Genomic DNA, 21,206 nt, shown 5'->3' on the forward strand with positions numbered 1-21,206 from the left:
TACTGTCTCTTGGTCGTTGGATAGCTTAGAAACATGTCACGCTTGAACATTAATTTGGTTGAATAAAACATTTATCAACAGTAAGTTAGTATTCAATATTTAGGGATTTGAAACGTATTTAAAGGAGATTTGATGAGGATCGTTAAACTTGCCATGTTAGGCGCATTGTTGATATTAGGGGGATGTGCATCGTACACCACCCCAGGTGGTAGTGTGCAGCTGAGTTCGTTAGCTGAATCGGATATCAACTTACTTATGTCCAAAGAGCCTGCTGCGGTGTTTCCTGCAAATATTTCGGTAGCGCGTATTCAAGCTCCCGGTTATTTATCCTATCGAGTAAGCAGTTTTGGTACAGGTCGTTATAGCGTGGTGACGACCCGCGAAGTTGAGACGGAAGCCGACTTTGCTAGGCTAGCTAAAATGCCACAAGTGTCAGGTATTGCGCCATTAAATCGCATTTTACTCCCTGAGAATTTGGACTCGATAAAATCCTTACGAGAAGCCGCTGCGAGATTAAAAGCGGATATCTTACTTATCTATACCTTCGATACTTCATTCCATGCGGGTGAACAACAGTTTGCTCCACTCAATGTGGTGTCTTTGGGTTTCTTAAAGAATAAAGAGATCAGTGTAACGACGACTGTTTCTGCTGCATTTTTTGATGTTCGGACTGAATATCTTTATGGACTTGCCGAATCTACCGCGAAAGAGACGGGAAATGCTAGCGTATGGGGAACGTCTGAAGCGGTAGATGATTTGCGGGTGATTACCGAAAAAACGGCATTTACGCAGTTAATCCCTGAAATAGAAAAAGCTTGGGCGGGTATTATTTCGCAGTATTCCCTGAAAAAATCTTAGTTATGCCAGTTGCCTCACATCTACCATCGATAGCGATTTAGGAGGCAAGTGCTAGCTAAAACAAAAATGCCGCAACTCACTGGTTGCGGCATTTTTTATGGTGCGATTTAAGCGATTAACGAGAGTTAACTAACACTCAGCACTTAGCACTCAACAATGTTGACCGCTAAACCACCTTTGGCGGTTTCTTTGTATTTGCTGCGCATATCTCTGCCGGTGTCCATCATGGTTTTGATCACTTTATCCAGTGAAACCTTATGGTTACCGTCGCCACGCAGGGCCATACGAGAGGCGTTAATCGCTTTAATCGCGCCCATGGCATTACGTTCGATACAAGGCACTTGCACTAGGCCGCCCACAGGATCGCAGGTTAGACCTAAGTTATGTTCCATGCCGATTTCAGCCGCGTTTTCAACGTGCTCAACCGTACCGCCCATGATCTCAGTTAGTGCGCCAGCTGCCATAGAACAGGCCACGCCCACTTCACCTTGGCAACCGACTTCGGCACCCGAAATTGAGGCATTTTTCTTGTACAAAATACCAATCGCAGCGGCAGTTAATAGATAACGGGCGCAGACATCGATATCCACTTCTTGTACGAAGGTATCGTAATAGCATAAAACGGCAGGAATAATTCCCGCAGCACCGTTTGTTGGCGCAGTCACGACGCGATCTCCGGCCGCATTTTGCTCGTTGACCGACAGTGCGAATAAATCGACCCAATCCATAGCGGTTAATGGATCGACATTGTTACGGCCTTCGGCTTTCAAACGGCGGTACAGTGCAGGAGCACGACGACGCAGTTTTAGGCCGCCAGGTAAAATGCCTTCCTTCTGATAACCGCGTTCGATACAGGTTTTCATCGTCTGCCAAATATTCCACAGCTTGGCTTTGACTTCCTCTTCAGAGGCTAAACTCAGTTCGTTCGCCATCATCAAAGAAGAAATGCTGAGACCTTGCTCGCCGCATAATTCCAGTAAATGAGCCGCACTCACAAAATCAAAAGGTGCCGATTCAATTTGTGAGGCTGGCGATGCATTACGTTGGCTAATTTCATCTTCATCTAAAATAAAGCCGCCACCCACTGAGTAGTAAGTGCGATCAAAAATACATTCCCCTTTACAGTAAGCGTACAAGGTCATGGCGTTAGCATGCGCAGGTAGTGTTTTGCGTCTGTGATAGGTAATGCCTTGCTCACGGGTAAACTTAACTACTTTGCCACAGTGCAGCGTTAAGGTTTCGTCCTTGGAGACGTGTTCTAAAATGCCGTCGATACTGTCAGTGTCCACGGTTTCGGGATCTTCGCCCATTAAGCCTAAAATCACTGCTTTGCCCGTGCCGTGGCCTTTGCCTGTTTGGCCGAGGGAGCCAAAGAGCTCGGCTCTTAATTCATCAATCTGGGTCACGAGTCCTGAGTCAGTCAGGTTTTGCATAAAGATTTTGCCCGCTTTCATTGGGCCGACGGTATGTGAACTCGATGGACCTATGCCGATCTTGAACATGTCAAATACGCTAATCATGATAGAAGTCCTGTTGTGTCTTGTTTATTATTTTAGTCTGAGTGCATGGGATTGCTCGCTCTGCAGATTGAAGCACGCTAATCTTGCGCGTGTACTCTGGTCAGTGGCGGCGTTCTTTCATGCGAAATTTGCTTGTGTGATACTCTAACGCCAGTATCCCATAGATTAGTGTGACAATTCACATTAGTTTTTTTTATTCGTAATAGTTCGGATAAGCTGAACTTAATTGGGACTTTTTTACAGGCCATTTTATGGCCAAGAATACAGGCTTCGATAGCGCTACAAGGGTAGGTGGCTCGCTTTTTTTAGCTTTTTTGTGAGCGTGGACTACTTATGGCTTGAGTGGTTATTTTTTGAGTATTAATGAATATTTTTAGGGAGAAGTATGAGCTATTTAATGTTGGATTTACTGTCGTTGGACGTCAGTGAGGCTGAATCTGAGATGCTACGCCATCCACAGGTGGGTGGTTTAATCCTATTTTCCCGCAATTTTTCGAGCCGTGATCAGTTGATCCGTCTGGTACAACAGATACGCCAAATCCGCCCAGAAATATTAATTGCCGTTGATCATGAGGGTGGCCGAGTACAACGTTTCCGTGATGGTTTTACTATTATTCCCGCCATGGGCGACATTTTACCCGCAGCAAAGGGTGATATGGTATTGGCCAAGCGTTGGGCCTGTGAGCTCGGTTTCTTGATGGCGATTGAATTACTGGCTTGCGATATCGACTTAAGTTTCGCGCCCGTATTGGACTTAAACGGCGTGAGCCAAGTCATAGGTAAACGCAGCTTTAGCCCAGAGCCCGCCGAGGTCATTACACTGGCCGAAAGTTTTATTGCTGGCATGGCCGCAGCTGGCATGGGCGCCGTGGGTAAACATTTCCCCGGGCACGGCAGTGTAGTGGCGGATTCGCACTACGAGAAACCCATTGATGATCGCGATGCCGAGGCGATTTTTGCAAAGGATATCCTGCCGTTTAAAGAATTGATCGCAAAAGAAAAGTTATTAGGCGTGATGCCCGCGCACGTGGTTTACCCTAAAGTCGACCCTAACTCTGCGGGCTTCTCTGAATACTGGCTAAAACAAGTGTTGCGTAAAGAACTTGGCTTTAACGGGGTGATTTTCTCCGACGATCTCGGCATGCAAGGCGCAGGATTTGCGGGCGATTACCGTGCAAGGGCCAGCGCCGCCTTAGCCGCAGGTTGTGACATGATTTTAGTGTGTAATGATAATGCGGGCGTAATGTCGCTACTCGATGGCTTTACTTGGCCTGCGAGCGCGCCACAGTATCCTGCGAGTTTACTTAAACCCAATGCCTCGCAAACGGCAGCGGCGCTCGATAATACGGCTCGTTGGGAAAATGCCAAGCAGCTTGCCGAGCAAATTTGTTTGGCTCAACAGGCGAAAGTTTGATGTAGCGCAAGGTGTGAGATCACTCTTTTGCTAGGGTTAGTTAATTCACTGTGATTAAAAATGATTAAAAGGCCTTGATATGATTTTCTATCTTCATGGATTTGATGCTACTAGCCCAGGTAATCACGAAAAAATGCGTCAGTTGCAATTTATTGACCCTGATGTGCGTTTGATCAGTTACAGCACCTTGCACCCTAAGCACGACATGCAACACTTGCTCAAGGAAGTTGCTAAGCAAATGCAGCATAGCGACGATCCCGCGCCGTTAATGGTTGGCGTAGGACTCGGCGCTTATTGGGCCGAGCGGATTGGATTTTTAAATGGTCTTAAATCTGTGCTGATTAACCCTAATTTGCACCCAGAAAATAATATGCAGGGCAAGATTGACCGCCCAGAAGAATATGCCGATATCGCCAATAAGTGTGTGTCGCAATTTCGTGAAAAGAATACCCACAAGGCCATGTGCATATTTTCTGTGAATGATGAGATGTTCGATAATCAGCAACTCGCCAGTGAATTAAGCGCCTATTATTCGATTGATTGGGATGACGTTCAACCCCACAAATTCCCCCAGCTCGCTGCCCATCTGCCCAAAATAAAAGCCTTTAAGTTGGCTTGATTTATATCGATTGAATAAAAGTATCACTCCTCTTTTTATATTTAAGAGGGGGAGTGGATTTATCTCATCGGCTATTCCGCCTTATGGTTTGGCTTTCGTACTTCATGTGGCGGACATATGACTGTGACTATTGGGGATAGATTAAGTAGGATTTTAGTGTTGGCTGATATCCCCGCATATAGGCTTGCCATGGTATTTACTCACCGACGCGCTGCTAGTCCATATATGGACACCTCGAATAGATCAACCACTTTTTGAGTAACAGAAAGTAATACTGCGTACGTATATCCGACCTGTTTGTGAGAATCTTTGTTCTCTGGCCTTAATGAGAACCGCGCCTTTGCTGCTTATCGTCCTTTCGGAGTGTACTCTCTCAGCATCTGCAAAGGCCGGTATTACCTGTTACTTCATTATCTGTAGTCGTGTTTTGAGGTGAGTTTAATACTCGATTTTTACATATTAACAAGGCCGATATTCGCTGCGATGAAACAGCATAGCCCAGATGATCCGTGCCAATTTGTTTGCAATTGCTACTGCCGCTTTCTGTTTACCTCGCCGCTCAATCACCTTTAAGGCCCATACGGAGATCCTGTCATTACTCTTACTTGCATAACGAATAATCGACCAAGCTCCCTGGATCAGTTGCCGCCGCAGATAGCTGTTACCTCGTTTGGTTATGCCGCCCAATTTTTGTTTTCCCCCACTGGAAAACTCTTTAGGAACCAGTCCTAAATTTGCAGAAAAATGCCGAGCACCATGATAGCCAGAGCCATCTCCGGCAAATGACACCGCGGCAGTGGCAATGATTTCTGCAACGCCTCTTATACCCATCAGTCGCTTGGCATCTGGGTGCGTTCTTGCCTGCAGTTTGATGTCTTTTTCCAGCGAACCTATTGCAACGTTGATCGCACGCAACTCTTCCATCAGCTCACGCATGTATTGGCGTGCAATCGTAGTGAGTTGATTACTGGCATCCTCAAGTAATTCCGGCAGCAAAAGATTCAATGGATTACGTCCTTTAGGGAGGGCTATTCCATATTCACTTAGTAAGCCTCTGATTTGATTGGTTAGTGCAGTGCGTATTCTGATCCGGCGCTCGCGAATTCTGTGGGTAATGATGATATCAACCTGCGCTAAGGTTCTCGGCTGGACGAAAATCAGGTTCGGTCTCTGCGCTGCCTCACAGATAGCGAAGGCATCATTGCGATCGTTCTTATTGCCTTTGACAAATGGCTTAACATGCTGAGGCGGGATCAGTTTGACGTCATGCCCGAGAGAAAGTAACTCTCTGCCCCAATAGTTAGAGCCACTGCAGGCTTCCATAGCAATAGTGGCATCAGGGTAAGTACGCAGAAAAGTCAGGAGCTGAGCACGTTTAATCGAACGGTTAAAAACACTCTTGCCTGCTTGATTAACTCCACATACTTGGAAGATATTTTTTGCGAGATCAATTCCTATTAGTGTAACTTTCATTTTGGACACCTTTTGTTGTTATTGAACGTGCAAATTCAATATGGCGTAAATGACGCCTACTTCACAAGAGGTGTCCATCCCATCATCCTTGGATGCTCGACCGCCCCGTCCATGGGGCGGACGGTCGTCTTGCCAATCACCATGGCACACCTTTCGAGCATTCGCGTAATCTGTAGATTTAAAAGCGTTACGCAGCACGCTTTTGGACAAATGCGTGTTAGATTCCCAACTCTAATTTTTGAGTTTCGGATTAAGATTTCTATGGGTAACGCCGCGTTAAGCGGACTAAAACTGTGGGTTATAACGTGTAGCGAAGCGAAACGTAACCCACTGTTTTAGTTCTGTTTAAACGCCTTGCTATGCGTGTTTACACTTTTGCTCGAACTACGGTTTGGCTTGTAATTCGATTGTTTATTTTTTGTTTCCAAGCGAGTTGTTTCTCTGACAATTTTCGTTTGTTTTTTGTGTCCATAAGAAAGCTATATTCATTTTCAAATATATAACCTAGTTTATAAGCATGGATTATTAGATCTTCATTTGCGTTAGCTGAGTCATTTTTAGCTATTCGTTTTAGTCCAGCAAATAAGTTACCAGTATCAATGCCAATAAATTTGTTAATACAAACATTACCAACGTAAGTCTTTTGATTGTTGAGTTGGTTTTCAATATAACAAAGCTCTTTAATCGATTGCCCACAGGGACAATTATCCCAGTCTTCATTTATTTCAACACCAACAAGTTTCCACTCGTTTTTTGCATGATGAAAGTCAGTTGAATTGGACAAAGGCAATATATGCTCTTTTAACTTCTCAAAATTATGTTCCATGTAGAAGACTCCTCATCAGTACGCATAGACATAATGACTCCCCACAAAGATGCTGATCTCCAATCAATCGTGGATTAGCTTAAAGCCAGAGCCATAATAGTTTTGTCAAAGAAACTAAAAATTGGAGATCAGCATGATAAAACATAACATACTTTTCATTGGCTTAGATACTCATAAAGAATTCGTCGAAGTCGCCTATATCGAAGACCATTATGGTGCACAATCGGTACATTATGGCCGCGTTTCTAGTGCAAAAGCATCCATCACTAAATTAGCAAAACAATTTCAATCCAAGTATCCAGATGCAACACTGCACTTTGTCTACGAAGCAGGCCCTTGTGGCTATTGGATCTATCGTCTCCTCACTAGCTTAGGCCACTGTTGCTACGTTATAGCTCCCTCTCTCATTCCCAAAAAGCCTGGTGAAAAAGTCAAAACTGATAAACGTGATGCGCTTAAACTCGCTAAGCTACTTAAATCTGAAGATCTCACACCCATCTATGTGCCTGAGCCTGAAGACGAAGCCATTCGTGACCTTTCCCGTGCAAGGGAAACTGCCATGAAGGATTTAAAGGATGCCAAATACCAACTTAAAGCGTTACTCCTTCGAAATAATATCAACTACAAAGGTACGGCCAATTGGTCACTACAGCATTTACGTTGGCTGACCGAACTGATATTACCCCATCCCAGTCAGCAGATTGTCTTGCAGGAATATCTACAGACTGTCACGGAACGGATTGCAAGGCTAAAACGATTAGACAATGAACTTGAGCATCATGTGAGAAATTGGCGCTATTATCCCGTTGTCAAAGCCATTCAAGCGCTAAGAGGTGTGCGGCTCTTGGTTGCAACGGGTGTAATTGCAGAATTAGGCGACTTAACACGCTTTGATCATCCCAGAAAATTAATGAGTTATTTAGGACTCGTCCCCGCTGAACACTCTAGTGGCGGCAAACGTCATCTCGGAGCAATAACCAAGTGCGGCAATACTCGGGCTAGGCGATTACTCGTGGAGGGAGCGCACACCTATCGCTATCCCGCCAATATCTCTACAGACCTTCAGCTAAGACAAGAAGGTTTGCCGAAGCAAGTTGTTGATATGGCATGGCAAGCACAACTTCGGCTTTGCCGTCGATATCAACGGCTAATGCAAAAAGGTAAACACTATAATGTGGTTGTGACTGCCATAGCGAGAGAAATGATTGCTTATATTTGGGCGATTGCGAGGGAAATTGTATTAGTGCAGATCAATCCCAAGTTGCGTTTAGCGAGGGTGCCTGCATGAGTTTAATTTTTGAGTTAATGCAGCTGGTGAGGCAGCGGATGTGGCACAACCACCGACGGCGTTAGGATGGCAATACGGCTAACCCTGTATTGAACCACGTACATAGACTGAAGACAGGTGCCACGGCGGATAAAGTAAGGTAGGCGCTGCTTGTCGAAAGATAAGTAATCCACGGATATCAGCATGACAACCGACGAAGTTACTTGCTTCATCTACTGCGTTAACTCAATACTTTTGAGTAACGTAAAAATAAGGCTTAAATAATTAGGCCGATATTTGTGTGCTCTACTTGACGTGGGGAGTCATACCAACGCCGCCAGCAGGGGCAGACAAAGCGCGTCGCGGTTTGGCAGTCCCTCTGGCTGGCCTTGTTAACTGTGGGATTGAATAAGCTCATCGACCCACGCTTTAAGTTTTGGGATTACCTCATTGATTTCAGACTCAAAGCCCTCTTTGTCGAAGTATTCCTCAGTTTCAATTTTGTACTGCCAATCCCTACCTTGCTGCTGAACTGAATAGGGTATCCCCTCCAGGGCTTCGATTGACTCATAAACTATTTGTGCAAAAGCATCACGATCATTACGATTTTTATCGTACTTCTCTATTTCGTTTAAAAGTCTTTCTAATACGGTTTTATTCGACATTACCAACTCGATACTTTCGTACAGTTAACGTATGGTTAAGGGGCGGGCTTTAGCCCGTCCCAGTGAGCGAAGCGAACGGTTTGAACCAGTTGTTAGGAGTTGCTGACACTGCGATCAAAACTGACACCGCCTCTGCTCAGGAACCCTAGAGATTGTCGATCGAGAAGGGTCGGACTCTGACGGATATACATTTTGTACCCCGTTGCTTGCAAAGATACTTCTCCTTCCTGGCATTCAAAGCAAAATTTGTACTGAGTAAACTTCCCATTTGGAGAGGGGCCCAGCTCTGTGCAATGCAGAGCCGAAATCTCCATATCTCCTTGAGATGATTGGATATCCACTCTTACGTCAAAAGCATTTTCAAAGACCATTGTTACTGGTGCAACCCAGAACTTGTAATAGGTTTCGCCGGGGCCTGGATCAACCCATTTGAATATGTAATCAAGGTCAATCAGAAACTCGAAGGACTCAGTATTTGCCACCATTGACCAAATTGTGGCGTCATGCCAACCCATGATTTTGAAGTCATGGTGATCCCAAATGTTTTTGTCCGGGCGGTAATGGTCCATGATTATGTCCTGGCGACTCCTAACGCTTGCAGCATGCGCGCCCATGGAATGGAGCCGAAGGCGCAATGTAATTGGCGTCGCCGTGCCTGCACTGGTTATGTTTCTTTGGCAAGGTGTACCTCTCCAAAATTCATAAACACGAAAGTGCCTGGAGCGGCCTCAGCACAATATGCGCCGTTTGCTTCAGCAAGGCGCATAGCCAGTGCAGTATATTCCCACGCTCTCATCTCTGTGCAGGTAACCTTTTGAGTCGTTAGTTCCTTTGAACCATGCTCTTCGCCAAATTGCTTTACCCGCAATGCGTTGGCTTGAAGTGTAGGCAATATTGAAGGGTGGTCCCAGCCCCACATGAACGTGTCATCATTGGAATTGAAGGTACCAATAATTTGGACTGGTGATTCTGCAATAGTGCCATCTTCAAACGAAAAGATGATTTGTCCGCTGTCCTGATCTACGTTCCAGGATTTCTCTTCGCCTAGGTGCCACGTTGCTCTGTGAGCATCAGTGGTCATCCTCAGGCCTTCGACGCTACCCGAGATAAATTCTTCGACGTTCATCTTTTTTTTAAATAGGCCAAACACCATCAACTCCCAGAGACATAACGCCATTACTAATGGGCGCATAAATGCTTGGCTAAAATTAGCGACGAAGGAGCGCAAGCCAAGCGTTTAGCGTCCTTTTGAGTAACTTGTTAGCTATACTTTTCTGATTCAAACTCTGTATTTGACCATACTAAGCCAAGCTCTGGACTTTCTAATGAAAATTCTGAAAATACACAACTGTATGATTGTGCTACATCACACATAAATTCGACCCAGTTTATAAAGTCTGTTTCACTCAATTCATTGCCGTAAGGTCGAGTTGTACCAATTAAAGTTTGATACCCTTTTTCATCAACATCGCCAAGCTCAATTTCATAGTTTTCACTCAATTGTTCAGCTAAATCATTTAACTTGGATGGAACATCGCAAAAGTGAGAAAAATCCATAGCAAAGACAGTTTCGTCGTTTGCTCCAGAGCGTTTAACATCATTCCAAAGCTGGATCGCTTCGTCTATTTTTCTACTTTTAATTCGGGCGTAGTATTCTTCCCAAATTTTTTGAGGATCGCTCATGTGACTTCCTGTATAGCTAACGTCTTAGTATTTATGCGCTGCGCTGTTTGCAGGGCATAAATCGCTTGTTGGACTTGGCCGCTGCCACATCCGTGTAAATGGGTATGAATGATGCTATAGGAATTTGCTTTTTTGCGGTAGCGGTTTTTTATACAGTTTGATGGGTAATCACTTGATATCGTTTTAGCTTTCTCATTCTTTTACGCTCACTTTCGACTGATTTTTGACCTTGGTTGACAGTATTTTGGCTCCAGATTCAGGCTGACACTCACACCCTATCCCCTCATCGGCTTGCGCCCATAAGGCTGGCTGCTTTTCGCTGTCGGTCATTACGCTACATCTTGAGGGAGTGGTTATCCTGACAGACGTACTGGCTGACTTTGGTTGTTAATCATCACTAATCCCTGCGGCCTTAACAGCCCAATAAACTGCAAATGACCTAACTGGCATTGCGGACATGACCACCAACAGTCCTTCTTAACTAAAGGACTCGCCAATACCACCTGCGGCTTACGTAATTGCCGCTGGATAAGCGCGAGCTTTTTGCGGCGGCAAGCATTGGCGAGAAAACCAAAATGTCTCACTCGCATCAGCCCTTTGGGCAATACATGCAATAAGTAACGGCGGATAAACTCATCACAACTTAGCCGCATTTGCTTATGCTGCTGACCGTCACGATAGTCCTTGTAGTGAAAACGGACATGCTCTGCGGTCACGTCGGCAATTCTTGATTCATGCAGCATGCCTTTACGGGTATAACGCCCGAGATATTCCACCACGGTTTCGGCGCGGCTCAGACACGCTTTGCTGTAAATACACCACGGTTTTGCCATTAAGGTGTCAGCCGCAGGGATAGCCAGCTCATGTTGTCGCAGCGCCCGTAATAACTTTGCCCGATACACGGTGGACAAGGCTTTAACCGGAAACAGATAATCCGTTTTTACGCCATGCCAATCTCCCGCTGACGTCACCACCCCGCCTGGAATTAAGCAATGCAAGTGGATATGTTGACTCAAGGTTTGCCCCCACGTGTGCAGCACCATAGTGCAACCCAATTGCCCCTGAAGGTGTTTCCGTTTCATGCCAAACTGCGCAAGCGTCTGCCACACAGACTCAAACAGGGCGCTGTATAACGGCTTGGCAGCGTAGTGCGCCAAGATATTCAACTCGTGGGGTAAGGTAAAGACCAAATGGAAATAGCGACAAGGCAAGACTTGCGCCTGCTGCGCAGCAATCCACGCTTGCGTCTGCCTTCCCTGACAACGAGGGCAATGCCGGTCACCACAGGAGCAAAACAGCTGCTGCTCATAGTGACAAGTATCACAACGCCATTGCTGTATGCCCAAGGCTTGCGTGCGACACTGTTGAATATGCTGGCAGACTAAGGCTTGTTGTTCGGTCAGTTTATGCTGCTGTTGATAGTGGGCTAAGTGCTGATGAAGGATATCGCTTACATGGTAGGAGGTTGCCATGGCATCCCCCAAGACTTGCTAGCAAGTCACAGCCTTGATGACCCAATTCCGGCGACCAATGCAAGTAGCGCTCGGTGGATTTAATACTGTGATGACCAAGTTGAGCCTGTAATTGATGAAGTGGCATACCCGCTTGTAATTGATGGGTCGCATAAGCATGCCTTAGGCTGTGTGGACTGCATGGCTTAGTGATACTCGCTAAGCGGGCCGCCTTCGCTAACGCTTTACGAAAGGTCGACTCATGCAGCGGATAAACCACATCATGATAGGTCGAGGCAAACAACCATTCGACGGGATGATACGCTTGCCAATACTGACGCAACAGGGTGAGTAAAGTCGGTGAGAGTATCACCCAGCGGTCGCAGGCACCCTTGCCTTGACACACTTTGAGCAACTGCCGCTGCCCATCGATATCAGCAACCTTAATATGGGTTAACTCACTGACACGCAAACCACAACCATAACACAGCGCCAACATAGCGCGTTGTTTCAGGTTTTGACAGTGACACAGCAATGCCGCGATATCTTGGCAGCTAAGCAATTGCGGCAGCTTGTGCGGACGTTTCGGTAAACTCAGCTGAATCGTAAAGTCACGCTTTAGGACATGTTCATAGAAAAAATGAATGCCATTAAGCTGTAACTTTAAGGTGGCCCTGGAATGATGCCGCTCAAGATTTAAGTAACGGAAATAAGCCGTAAGCTGCTCATCCGTAATGTTATCGAACGGTTGGTTTGCATAGTGCTGCAGTTGGGTGATGGCATACAAATAAGCGTTACGCGTACGGGCCGAGTAACCACGTAAACTGATCTCATCATGGAATTGTTGCAGAAGTGATGACATGGTAGACCTCCTAGGTGAGGGATTATCCCTAGGAGTAAGTGTGGAACAGTGGTTCGCTTTGGGCTCCGCGCAGCGGCTTAGTTCAACATTTTATTAGTGCGCATGCGCGTTTACCTCATTAGACCAGTGAAAACGCGCACAGTTAACTACCTGTATGCAAAGAACTTATCAGTTTTTTATCAAATACAGCATCCGGAAAAACGCGCATGCGCGTTTTCCAAACCTATTAACTAATTTTGGAAAAATATATACAAATGATTTTAAAGGGTTTTGTTAATTTCATGCTGGATAAACGCGTAAAAAAATGAGCTTAAAAACACTCAAAAGCATCTAAATTTAAATACGACTGTACCCATACATTGTTAGTCGCTTTACGGTAGGGCCAAACATTCGTTAAATAGATGAGATTTTGTAGGGCAATTTATTCGTCCGTTTTCGACTCACTAAATGAATGCTAGCAAGCTTTGGGGCATAAACGTTTTAGAAAAGGCAGAGTACCTATGTGATCGCTGCCATTTCAGTATGAAACTTTAATACTTAGTATCAAACTGATTACTCTCTCACAACAAGAGATCAAACCTTGTAAGTTTGTTCAGGCTTATCGGTTGGTTGATCTTTGATTAGTTTCACGGCATAACAGAAGGCGTGCGTGTCTGAAGGCCAAAAAATAAAAATTTTGAGACACGGTAATTCGTTTTACTAAGCGATATCTTAGTACGAAAATACAGAAACAAAAGGTGCTTATCGTGACGAAATTACCTACAAACTCACCAACTGACTTTGCGTAGCCTTTATAGAAAGGGAACTTGAAGATAACCGAGAGAAAAAGATTTGGATGAGCCGCTGGCCACTTATGCAACGGATGATTGACCAGGCATCAAACCTTGAAAGGGTATTCAACGAGCTAATCAATCAGTTTGGCTACGCTGACAAACTAGCTATCCTTTATGAATCAGAAAGGCCAAATGCTGAAGCTGTTTGGTTGACATTGGAACATATCTGGATGAGCGGTGATTTTGCGAAGGAAGAGTTTATCCAAGCTAGAACCAATAGGCGTGAGCTACTCAAATTACAAGAAGATATCTCAGAGCTTTCATGTTGTCTGGCCGGTATGCTAAGACGCCAGAGTGAATTGTATGAGTTATCTGGTTTTCGCCGGCATGATTATCAAACAGCAGTCGATTCGTTGGTGCAAGGCGGAGAGCATAACTATCTTTTCGGAGCTTACGTTAAAAATGAGCTTAAAAGTCTGGCGTACCAATATGATCTTAAATACTGGCCTTCACGGGCTGAGGTCGTAGAAGCCATTGGTGAATTTGAAGGTCTTCAACCAATACCACAACATGTTGAAATCCCTGATGCAGTACTAGATGGAAGATCGTCAGACCATAAAGATTTTGTTCTTGCGTTTGACGCCCAATTTGATGAACTAAATCAGCTGCCTATCGGATTTAGATTCAGTAATCAAGCAATGGCAGACATTATCAATGTAGTTTTAGATTTTCCTGAAGATAAACTCATCCTTGGTGATACTATCAGAACGATCAGGAATCGATACTCAGCTAACAAATAGCCTGTATAACTACATGAACTGTTGAACCCGGCCAGCATTTGATATGGATGAGACATGTGAAGTGGCGAAGCAATACTGAATCGCCACTGATATTGTAGACACTTTCTAGCATTACAAAAATTAGGTCAACAAGGCAGTACTAAGCAAAACTAGTTAAGTTATGCGAAACAATGAATGCGTCAGAAGAGAGCCTGAGCAACCTTTCGGATCGGTTGCATCGTGATTTGAATTTGGCGAGCTGAGTCCAGATTAGTACAATTCAACCAAGAAAATAGGCCTCATAGCTAATCAAATTCTTCTCTCTTTTTGAATTCTAGAACGTTGCTTGTTGCCCCCGTTTTTTCCATATCGATCATTAACTCAATATGCTTGCATTCTTCAGGTATATGTTTCCACATTGCAACGGTCACTTCGTGCATTCTCACAGCTTGAGACTTTAAGCGTTTTTTATAATCTCCAAGCTTTTGTTCTTTCTTTTCAATTTCTTCATTGAGCTTTTTGATTTCTTGTTTGGCTTTGTCTAAGTCTCCCTTAGCCTTTATGTGGAGAGGGTGACCGCGAACCACATTATCGGACACATTGCTTGCACCATGAATACGCGTTGCTTCAGCACTTTCGATCAGCGCTTTTATTTCTGGATAGCGCCTGGCCGATCCATTTGATAACCCTGCTTCTTTTTCAACATTAGAAACAACAATTTTAAGCTTGTTAGCTTTAAGCTTTTGTTTCAACTCTTTGTTAATCGGCTTTTGATCAACAAGTCGCGCCAATGCGTCTCTTAGCTGCCTTTCTGTGGAGCTTAATCCAGACTTGTCTGCCATGCCTTACGCCTCCATTGTCGTGTCGATAACCAAATTCAGCACATCTTCTGCAATTTCATACTTTTCATATTTAAACCCTAGGTCATCCATGATCGCTTCCGCAGCTTTTACCTGCATCAGGTATTTGGTTGCAGAACTGGAATTTAATTCATTGTTTTCTTTTAAAAACTCAATGTTGCGCATTGCGTCCATGCGGGAGGATTCGGCATAAACAGCGTTTTCAATAAAATCATATTCGCAGTCTACACATTCACTTAAATCAATATTGATACGCATTGAGCATTGAGTGTTAGTACAATACATCCCAGGAGCAATAGCATGTAAGTGTTCTTTTCCGTTGGTCAATCGATCTATCCAGTAGTCAATTGATAGCTTGCGTTTGCTTAATCCATCTTCAAAATAACTTTCACCTTGGCGACTAATTTCAGCAACTGCTGCTTGACCTTTACCACCTGCGATACGCTTACCATTCGCCATTTTTTGATATATGCGAGCAAATATCTCAGCTTGTTGTGTGACACGTTCTTTTTGTATTTCGCTGTATAGTTTTTCAAATGAATAGGCATTTCGGGCATACCATCGCGTCATCGCCATCGACAAATGCGAAAATTGCTGCTTCAAGGCAGGGAAAGAACACAGCTCATATCCAATTAGGTAGTATGCGAGAGTGCGCCGTGTCTGATGTGGAGAGAAGTGAAATTTATCGCCCTGATTAAAAGATGTTTGGGCTGGGTCTGAGGTCTGTAAATACGCCATATCTTCGGCTGTAAGTGTAAAATCAAATTTATCGCGGTTAAACGTCGTATTAATTACAGTGTGCAATGCGCTCTTTCCTATAGGGTTGGGAAAAGCGATGTCCTTTAAGTTTGCAAACATTCGATGATTATATTTCTTTTCAAATCTTTTGCGATAGGGCGTATTAATTGCATTCAGCATATGGAATGCTTTCCAGCCAGCTTGCGTGGTTACAAACGTGTCATTTTTGGTTTGGCTACTGAGCGTAATCTTTGATTGGCGTGTAGTTAAAAAGTAAATGGTTTCCTTGCCAGTTTCCGACTCACAGCCATTTTTATTGAAAGTCATTCTTTGTGCACCGTAAACAGGGCTTATTTTGTACAGCTCGTCTACGCGCATTCCAGACAATGTCAGACAAAGCCATGAGGATTCTGTATTTAGGCTCCTCAAATATCGCCTAAAATCACCCCAGCCATAACAAGTGTTGCCAATGTGTGCTCTGAAGCTTCTAAGACGTTCTCCGCTTATTTGAATGCGGGGTTGAATAGATGTGAATATTTGCATCCACCGAGGATCCTCACCTTTATCCACTAAGGTTATTCCATTTTTGTTGAGCGCCTGCGTAAATTGTTCCCATGATTTTACGTAGCTGTCACTAGGTTTATGGCCATAGCCTTTTCTAATCCTCAGGATTTTTCTTTCTAATTCATTCTCATAAAGCGAAATCATCTGCTCAACAGCTTGTTCTATTTCATCTCTTAACCCGTAAGCTTTTACGATGTCTTCACTGTACTCTTTTAATGCCGCAAAATAGATTCGTGGGGGAATCACCACTTTTCCGTTTTGCGCATCAGAACTCACGTTATGTATCTTATGGGTTTGATGTGAAAAGTTGACCTTGAAAGGCAGCAGCCCTTTCAAGTGGACAAGGTTATTCAGCCCTATAAAACAATAGCTTCTAGAAATATCATACCATCCCTCAGAAACCAAAATTTCTAAATATCCTTGATTCAATTCCTCAAACGAATTGATGCCACGTTTGATTAGCTGAGCAATATCCTTTCGAAGAGAGTTTTTTTTATTATTAATTGAAGCCAGTTCTGTATGTTTAACAGAAAACCACATCTCTGCTAATGCTACGCACTTCATTTGATTAAGCATGTGACGCCCTTTTTGATGAAGTACAATGACATTTTCTTCTTGCTTTGGCTCAATGTTAAAAATCAAGTTCGCGATCCCACTCCCTTTGTAGTCAGAATATCTAAACGCCCATATATCCTCGCCAAACAAGATGGTTTTTTTTTGATCTTGATAGACCACCATTTTATCTAACTCTTCCCAATCGCCTCGCAGTAGTGCAGGGAGAAGTTCCTGTTGTAAATAGTCGCCTCTATCACCAATCGAACGCATGGTATCTAAGGTTGAATCCATATCTTGTGAGTTTTCAAAAGACAGCATAGATATAGTCCTTATAGAAATTGGGAAATGGAAGATAACGAGTTGAAAAGTGGATAACGCCCTTTTTCTTCGAGCAAATACTCAGCTTGTTCAATGGTTTCTAATGGGAGGCCGTCAAGGTTAGCTTGAAAGCGATTTATCTTTAATTGAATTACCGAAGCGCGTTCTGGGTATTGGTCAATAGCTTCACTTAACGCATCGAGAAAGCTCAATAGTTTATAAATAGCGTAGGGATCATCAACGAGTTTGGCACTTCTGCAAAAGACACAAAGATCGTATTGATAGCAGGTAATATCTTGACCCTCTTCAATAATCCCTTTTTTTTCTGCGAACTTGCGTGCTGTATAGTGCCAATCTTTCTCGGACACCAAATCGATTTCCCCGTCGCAGCTAATGCCATTGGGGTTTGTAGGAGCATTACGTTGTTTCCAAACATCGTATTCTAAGATGGGAATTTCCAATTCTTTCTTAACTGATTCTATAGCTTCACTGCGGCTCTTACCTTGGGCTATGTAGACTAACCCCATCATCCCTTGTGACATTTGCCTGTTGTTTGAAACAGGGTGACCGTTGGGGTAATGTCTTTCCGTTGTTTCAATATTGTGCTGCAAAATTTTTCGGGCTGTCCACCCTTTTTCTTCTGCTTTATACTCTAAGTTAGAATGAGTAATACGAATCCTACTGGCTGTAATATTTAGAAAGTAATCACCGCGACCAATACCACATAAATTTAATAGAATTTTGCGAATCGGAACCTCACCCTCTGACCACTGATAAGTAACATGCTTACCACCCTGCGGTAGTAAGTAAGGCAGTCTGGTTGTTGAACTCCCCCCACCAAAACCATAATTTTTTCTAGGTAAAGGGTTTCTGGTCGCAGCATAGCGTTCGACCAATTGAAGAAAATGTCTGTATTTAGCTGCAATAATGAACTCACCTAACGAGCCATCAGCGTATTTGAAAGAAACGGTGATCGCTCCATCGAAATCTTTCTCTGAATAATTAAGTGGTATCAGCGCGTTCCGCAGTGAAACATCTGTCATACATGACAGCGCTGCGTAAGCAATCGGCATTGTTCTTATTGTTACAACTTGCTTATTAAGATCGGTGACATTTGATTCCATCGTGTGTACACCATCATCTCGTTTAATCTTGTTAAACGTGGTCATCTTTTGATCTTCAACAATGTCGGTATAGGTTTTTACTAGATGGTCGATCAACTCAGCTCTGCTCTCAGAAAGCAAATTTAGGTTCTTTGATAATTGGAATGAAGCTCCAGATACATCAACTTTGCCTTTATCACCTTCGCTATTGAGGAAATATATCAGAGTGTCATAAGGGTCTTCGCTGTAGGTTTTCGAGAGGAGTTCGAGTGCTCGAAGAAAGGTGATTCCGTCAGCTTCTCCGACAGAGTCGCGCTTATTGATGTCAGCGACAATAAACCCAGCTTCATCGTCTTTGGCTTCGGGATGAGAGTTTTCCTCAGTGCCTGAAAATAACGCTTTTACATCTTTTGAAGCGCGGCCTTTATAAGCGCGGACTTGAGTAGATTTTGATGTCCGACCATCTTTATTTGGCGTAACAAATTTAATTGGGTGGCGAACTTGTCTAATCACTGAGTCGTTAAATGCAGTGTAATAGGCAAACAGAGTGTAAGCTGCTGCCATACATTGATTAAAAGGACTCGCTAAGCCATCTAACGCTGAACAATTTTTTCTCCCAAGTGTAATCGTGATGTCACGGTTATCTTTTCTTTCAACCACAATATTATCGAGGTGTTGAGGTGGTGGAGAATCAGGATTTTCTTCTTTATATGCAATAAGTTGAGTTGCCAAAGAGAAAAAGAGAAGCTGAGTGCGTCTAACTAGTGCATACCATTCTCTTGATGTATAAGGTTGTGTAGCAAAATCTACAATCTCACCATTAAAGCTCTTGAGCGTGGCTTGCATGTCTGACACATCAAAACCAAGTATTGGAAGTAGCGAGTCGAGATTCATCTTTTTTTGAAGAGCTGAATATTCCAACAAACCAAACTCTTCGCCATTATGATACTGAAACTGATATTTTTTAGGCTCATTAGCAATATCAACTAAGCGCCGTAACTCTCCAGAGTTACCAGCGTAAGAAAGATATCCAGCCTGACTAAAAGGTGCGAACTTCTTAATGTCGCAAAATGCTATATAAGCCTTTAAGGCGCTTAATTTCACCACTAGAGACCATGCATTGGTTTCATTTTTCTTCTCTTGATCAACCCATCTTTTTAGCTTTTGCATTTTTTCTAATCGAGAGGGTTTAGCTAATGGTTTTTTTGGATCACACTGTTCATGACACCAATAAAGAAAATTGTGTTTTGTGCTGTTCAGCTTCCCTTCTGGCCATATATCAACGTTCAAATCTAATGAAGTAACATTATTCTTAGTAATCGGCGGAGTGGGTAATTTATTTTGATTTCTTGATGCTGCTAATCGACTTTTGGCCATGTACTCACCTCAACGATTGTTGTGCGAATTCATTTTTACGCTGAGAGAATTCCAACCATGTTTTATTGTCATTCATATAGTTAACGTATTTTTGGGTGGTAGATGTGCTTTCATGCCCCATCAAATCAGCCAACTCCTGTAACAAGGCTTCGAAGGGCTTAGCTGTTTCCATGTGTTTGCCGTACAGCCAGTCGGTTGCGAAAGTGGCACGTAAATCATGAGAGAAAAAATAAATATCAAGCCCACAGTGTGCTAAATCGTTACGGATAGTTTCCACATACTTTTGAATGGTGTTTGGAGCATAGATATTGCCATTTGATTTTACGAATAAGTGGTTATGGCGAAGTAGTCCGTTTTGAATAGCCTTCTTTCTCGCCTTACTCAATTTGTACTCGTACAGCAGTTCCATAACCTTAGCTGGGATTTCAATTGATCTGTTTTTTTTAAATTTGGTTAAACAACCGTTAATGTTCTCACCAATTTGCACTTTAACTACTTTAGCTTTTGGCTTGTCCACGACAGAGGCTGGAAATGTTATCAATTCCTCCAATCTCAATCCCGTTTCAGTCTTTACGTACAGCATGAGAGCTTTAGTATCAGTCGAGTTTCCAACATCAAGGTATTTATAAAGCTCTTGCTTTTCATCTTCACGAAGTGGATTAAGTTCTCTGAGATCAGCTTCTTGAGGTTTTTTGATGCTTTTAAATGGTTTAGTGAGACCTGTGGTATATACAGTAATCTCCTTACTGTGATAGCGGTTAAGATGTGAGAGCATTTCATGCTGAGATCTCTTTCCTTTGCTGCTTATGCGAACAGTCTTTGCCTTAAACTCAAATGGTCGAAAGGTTTTGCTGATTGAAATGATCCGCTGGCGATGAAGGAAGATGAAGTAATTAACAACTTTCAAAACATAGTTAGAAGCTGTACTTGGAGAACCACCAACTTTTCCATTTTCATCCCTGGTATAAAGGTTTTCCAGTAAATAGTCTCGATATCTCACGATTGGACTTTCCTCTACCTTGTCGGTGCAGTCATATATTGTTAACGGACATTTTTTATCAACCAACAGTCCTGTCCTTGGGTGAGTATGTTCGGGGATTTCCGTATTCAGCCACCGATAGAAGCTCAATAGCGCAACTGCATGAGATTGAATTGTTTTATCTGAGGATATATCAGGGTCTGCCAACAAAGAGTGAAGATATAGATTAACCGGCACCACATTGATGCCATCGAGGTCTATTAAAATTGGAAGTTCATGAGCAAACGGTTTTGAGTTATCCCTAACGTCATGGATGATTTCGCCACTGTCAGGGTGTGGCTTACTGATAAATGAGGGATATTTATCACTATTAATCCATATAAGACAGTAGTCAAAACCGAAGTCATCTGGAAACGACTTATTCTGCTCAATCATATTAACACCTAAATCATCCGTTATTCACACTGATAAGCCTTGCCCCAAGGGGTACGCGTTCATCCATCTACTTTTTCAAGATATCCA

At 43.4% G+C, this 21,206-nt stretch carries 17 protein-coding genes and 1 pseudogene; 5 read left to right on the plus strand and 13 right to left on the minus strand.

All coding sequences use genetic code 11. The annotated features are described in order from the left end of the window. The first annotated feature begins 132 nt into the window (after window positions 1-132). Window positions 133-858, plus strand: a complete 726-nt coding sequence (locus RA178_RS10795) for a hypothetical protein (RefSeq protein WP_011919404.1) — start codon at window positions 133-135, stop codon at window positions 856-858. A 143-nt stretch (window positions 859-1,001) separates the two neighbouring features. On the opposite strand, the gene RA178_RS10800 is transcribed toward RA178_RS10795, so the two are convergent. Next, window positions 1,002-2,378: an L-serine ammonia-lyase gene (locus tag RA178_RS10800; RefSeq protein ID WP_263256204.1), complete on the minus strand. Its 1,377-nt coding sequence runs from the start codon at window positions 2,376-2,378 to the stop codon at window positions 1,002-1,004. Window positions 2,379-2,763: 385 nt separating this feature from the next. Here RA178_RS10800 and nagZ point away from each other — a divergent pair, with 385 nt between their 5' ends. Next, entirely contained in the window at window positions 2,764-3,792 is a 1,029-nt protein-coding gene (nagZ, locus tag RA178_RS10805; protein WP_131524457.1) for a beta-N-acetylhexosaminidase, read from the plus strand. 79 nt (window positions 3,793-3,871) lie between these two features. Continuing rightward, window positions 3,872-4,411, plus strand: a complete 540-nt coding sequence (gene ycfP, locus RA178_RS10810) for an alpha/beta hydrolase YcfP (RefSeq protein ID WP_028759796.1) — start codon at window positions 3,872-3,874, stop codon at window positions 4,409-4,411. A gap of 459 nt (window positions 4,412-4,870) precedes the next feature. Here the strand turns inward: ycfP and RA178_RS10815 are convergent, their stop codons facing one another. After that, entirely contained in the window at window positions 4,871-5,884 is a 1,014-nt protein-coding gene (locus tag RA178_RS10815; RefSeq protein ID WP_263166486.1) for an IS110-like element ISShes7 family transposase, read from the minus strand. A gap of 367 nt (window positions 5,885-6,251) precedes the next feature. Continuing rightward, window positions 6,252-6,710, minus strand: coding sequence for a hypothetical protein (locus RA178_RS10820; RefSeq protein WP_219235956.1), 459 nt, complete (start codon window positions 6,708-6,710; stop codon window positions 6,252-6,254). Between the two features lie 133 nt (window positions 6,711-6,843). Here RA178_RS10820 and RA178_RS10825 point away from each other — a divergent pair, with 133 nt between their 5' ends. Next, the gene (locus tag RA178_RS10825) at window positions 6,844-7,998 is read left to right on the plus strand and encodes an IS110 family RNA-guided transposase (RefSeq protein WP_248993755.1); all 1,155 of its coding nucleotides are present in this window, start codon (window positions 6,844-6,846) and stop codon (window positions 7,996-7,998) included. Window positions 7,999-8,369: 371 nt separating this feature from the next. On the opposite strand, the gene RA178_RS10830 is transcribed toward RA178_RS10825, so the two are convergent. The 6 genes and pseudogenes from RA178_RS10830 to RA178_RS10855 form a co-directional block, all read right to left on the minus strand. Beyond that, window positions 8,370-8,642, minus strand: a complete 273-nt coding sequence (locus RA178_RS10830; protein WP_219235952.1) for a hypothetical protein — start codon at window positions 8,640-8,642, stop codon at window positions 8,370-8,372. A 92-nt stretch (window positions 8,643-8,734) separates the two neighbouring features. Further along, the gene (locus RA178_RS10835; protein ID WP_306685331.1) at window positions 8,735-9,211 is read right to left on the minus strand and encodes a hypothetical protein; all 477 of its coding nucleotides are present in this window, start codon (window positions 9,209-9,211) and stop codon (window positions 8,735-8,737) included. Window positions 9,212-9,306: 95 nt separating this feature from the next. Further along, window positions 9,307-9,834 carry a DUF6882 domain-containing protein gene (locus RA178_RS10840; protein WP_306685332.1) on the minus strand — a complete coding sequence of 176 codons (528 nt, stop codon included), beginning with the start codon at window positions 9,832-9,834 and terminating at the stop codon, window positions 9,307-9,309. 68 nt (window positions 9,835-9,902) lie between these two features. Next, window positions 9,903-10,325, minus strand: coding sequence for a hypothetical protein (locus RA178_RS10845; protein WP_306685333.1), 423 nt, complete (start codon window positions 10,323-10,325; stop codon window positions 9,903-9,905). 353 nt (window positions 10,326-10,678) lie between these two features. After that, window positions 10,679-11,797 (minus strand): IS91 family transposase, encoded by a 1,119-nt coding sequence (locus RA178_RS10850; RefSeq protein WP_306685334.1) that lies wholly within the window; start codon window positions 11,795-11,797, stop codon window positions 10,679-10,681. Beyond that, window positions 11,776-12,638: pseudogene (locus RA178_RS10855) on the minus strand (tyrosine-type recombinase/integrase). The gene RA178_RS10850 and the pseudogene RA178_RS10855 overlap by 22 nt, the downstream one beginning before the upstream one ends. Before the next feature lie 835 nt (window positions 12,639-13,473). Here RA178_RS10855 and RA178_RS10860 point away from each other — a divergent pair. Then, complete coding sequence (locus RA178_RS10860) at window positions 13,474-14,211, plus strand: hypothetical protein (protein ID WP_306685335.1); 738 nt, start codon at window positions 13,474-13,476, stop codon at window positions 14,209-14,211. Between the two features lie 284 nt (window positions 14,212-14,495). Here RA178_RS10860 and RA178_RS10865 read toward each other — a convergent pair whose 3' ends face one another. Genes RA178_RS10865 through RA178_RS10880 form a run of 4 tightly spaced genes read right to left on the minus strand, consistent with a single transcriptional unit; the run spans window position 14,496 to window position 21,119 of the window. Then, entirely contained in the window at window positions 14,496-15,032 is a 537-nt protein-coding gene (locus RA178_RS10865) for a hypothetical protein (protein WP_219250867.1), read from the minus strand. A 3-nt stretch (window positions 15,033-15,035) separates the two neighbouring features. Next, window positions 15,036-17,225, minus strand: coding sequence for an integrase (locus tag RA178_RS10870; protein WP_306685336.1), 2,190 nt, complete (start codon window positions 17,223-17,225; stop codon window positions 15,036-15,038). Window positions 17,226-17,236: 11 nt separating this feature from the next. Next, the gene (locus tag RA178_RS10875; RefSeq protein ID WP_306685337.1) at window positions 17,237-19,705 is read right to left on the minus strand and encodes a hypothetical protein; all 2,469 of its coding nucleotides are present in this window, start codon (window positions 19,703-19,705) and stop codon (window positions 17,237-17,239) included. A 4-nt stretch (window positions 19,706-19,709) separates the two neighbouring features. Beyond that, window positions 19,710-21,119: a tyrosine-type recombinase/integrase gene (locus RA178_RS10880; RefSeq protein ID WP_306685338.1), complete on the minus strand. Its 1,410-nt coding sequence runs from the start codon at window positions 21,117-21,119 to the stop codon at window positions 19,710-19,712. Window positions 21,120-21,206: the final 87 nt, after the last annotated feature.

It is taken from the genome of Shewanella oncorhynchi (assembly GCF_030848765.1).
Taxonomy (GTDB): domain Bacteria; phylum Pseudomonadota; class Gammaproteobacteria; order Enterobacterales; family Shewanellaceae; genus Shewanella; species Shewanella oncorhynchi.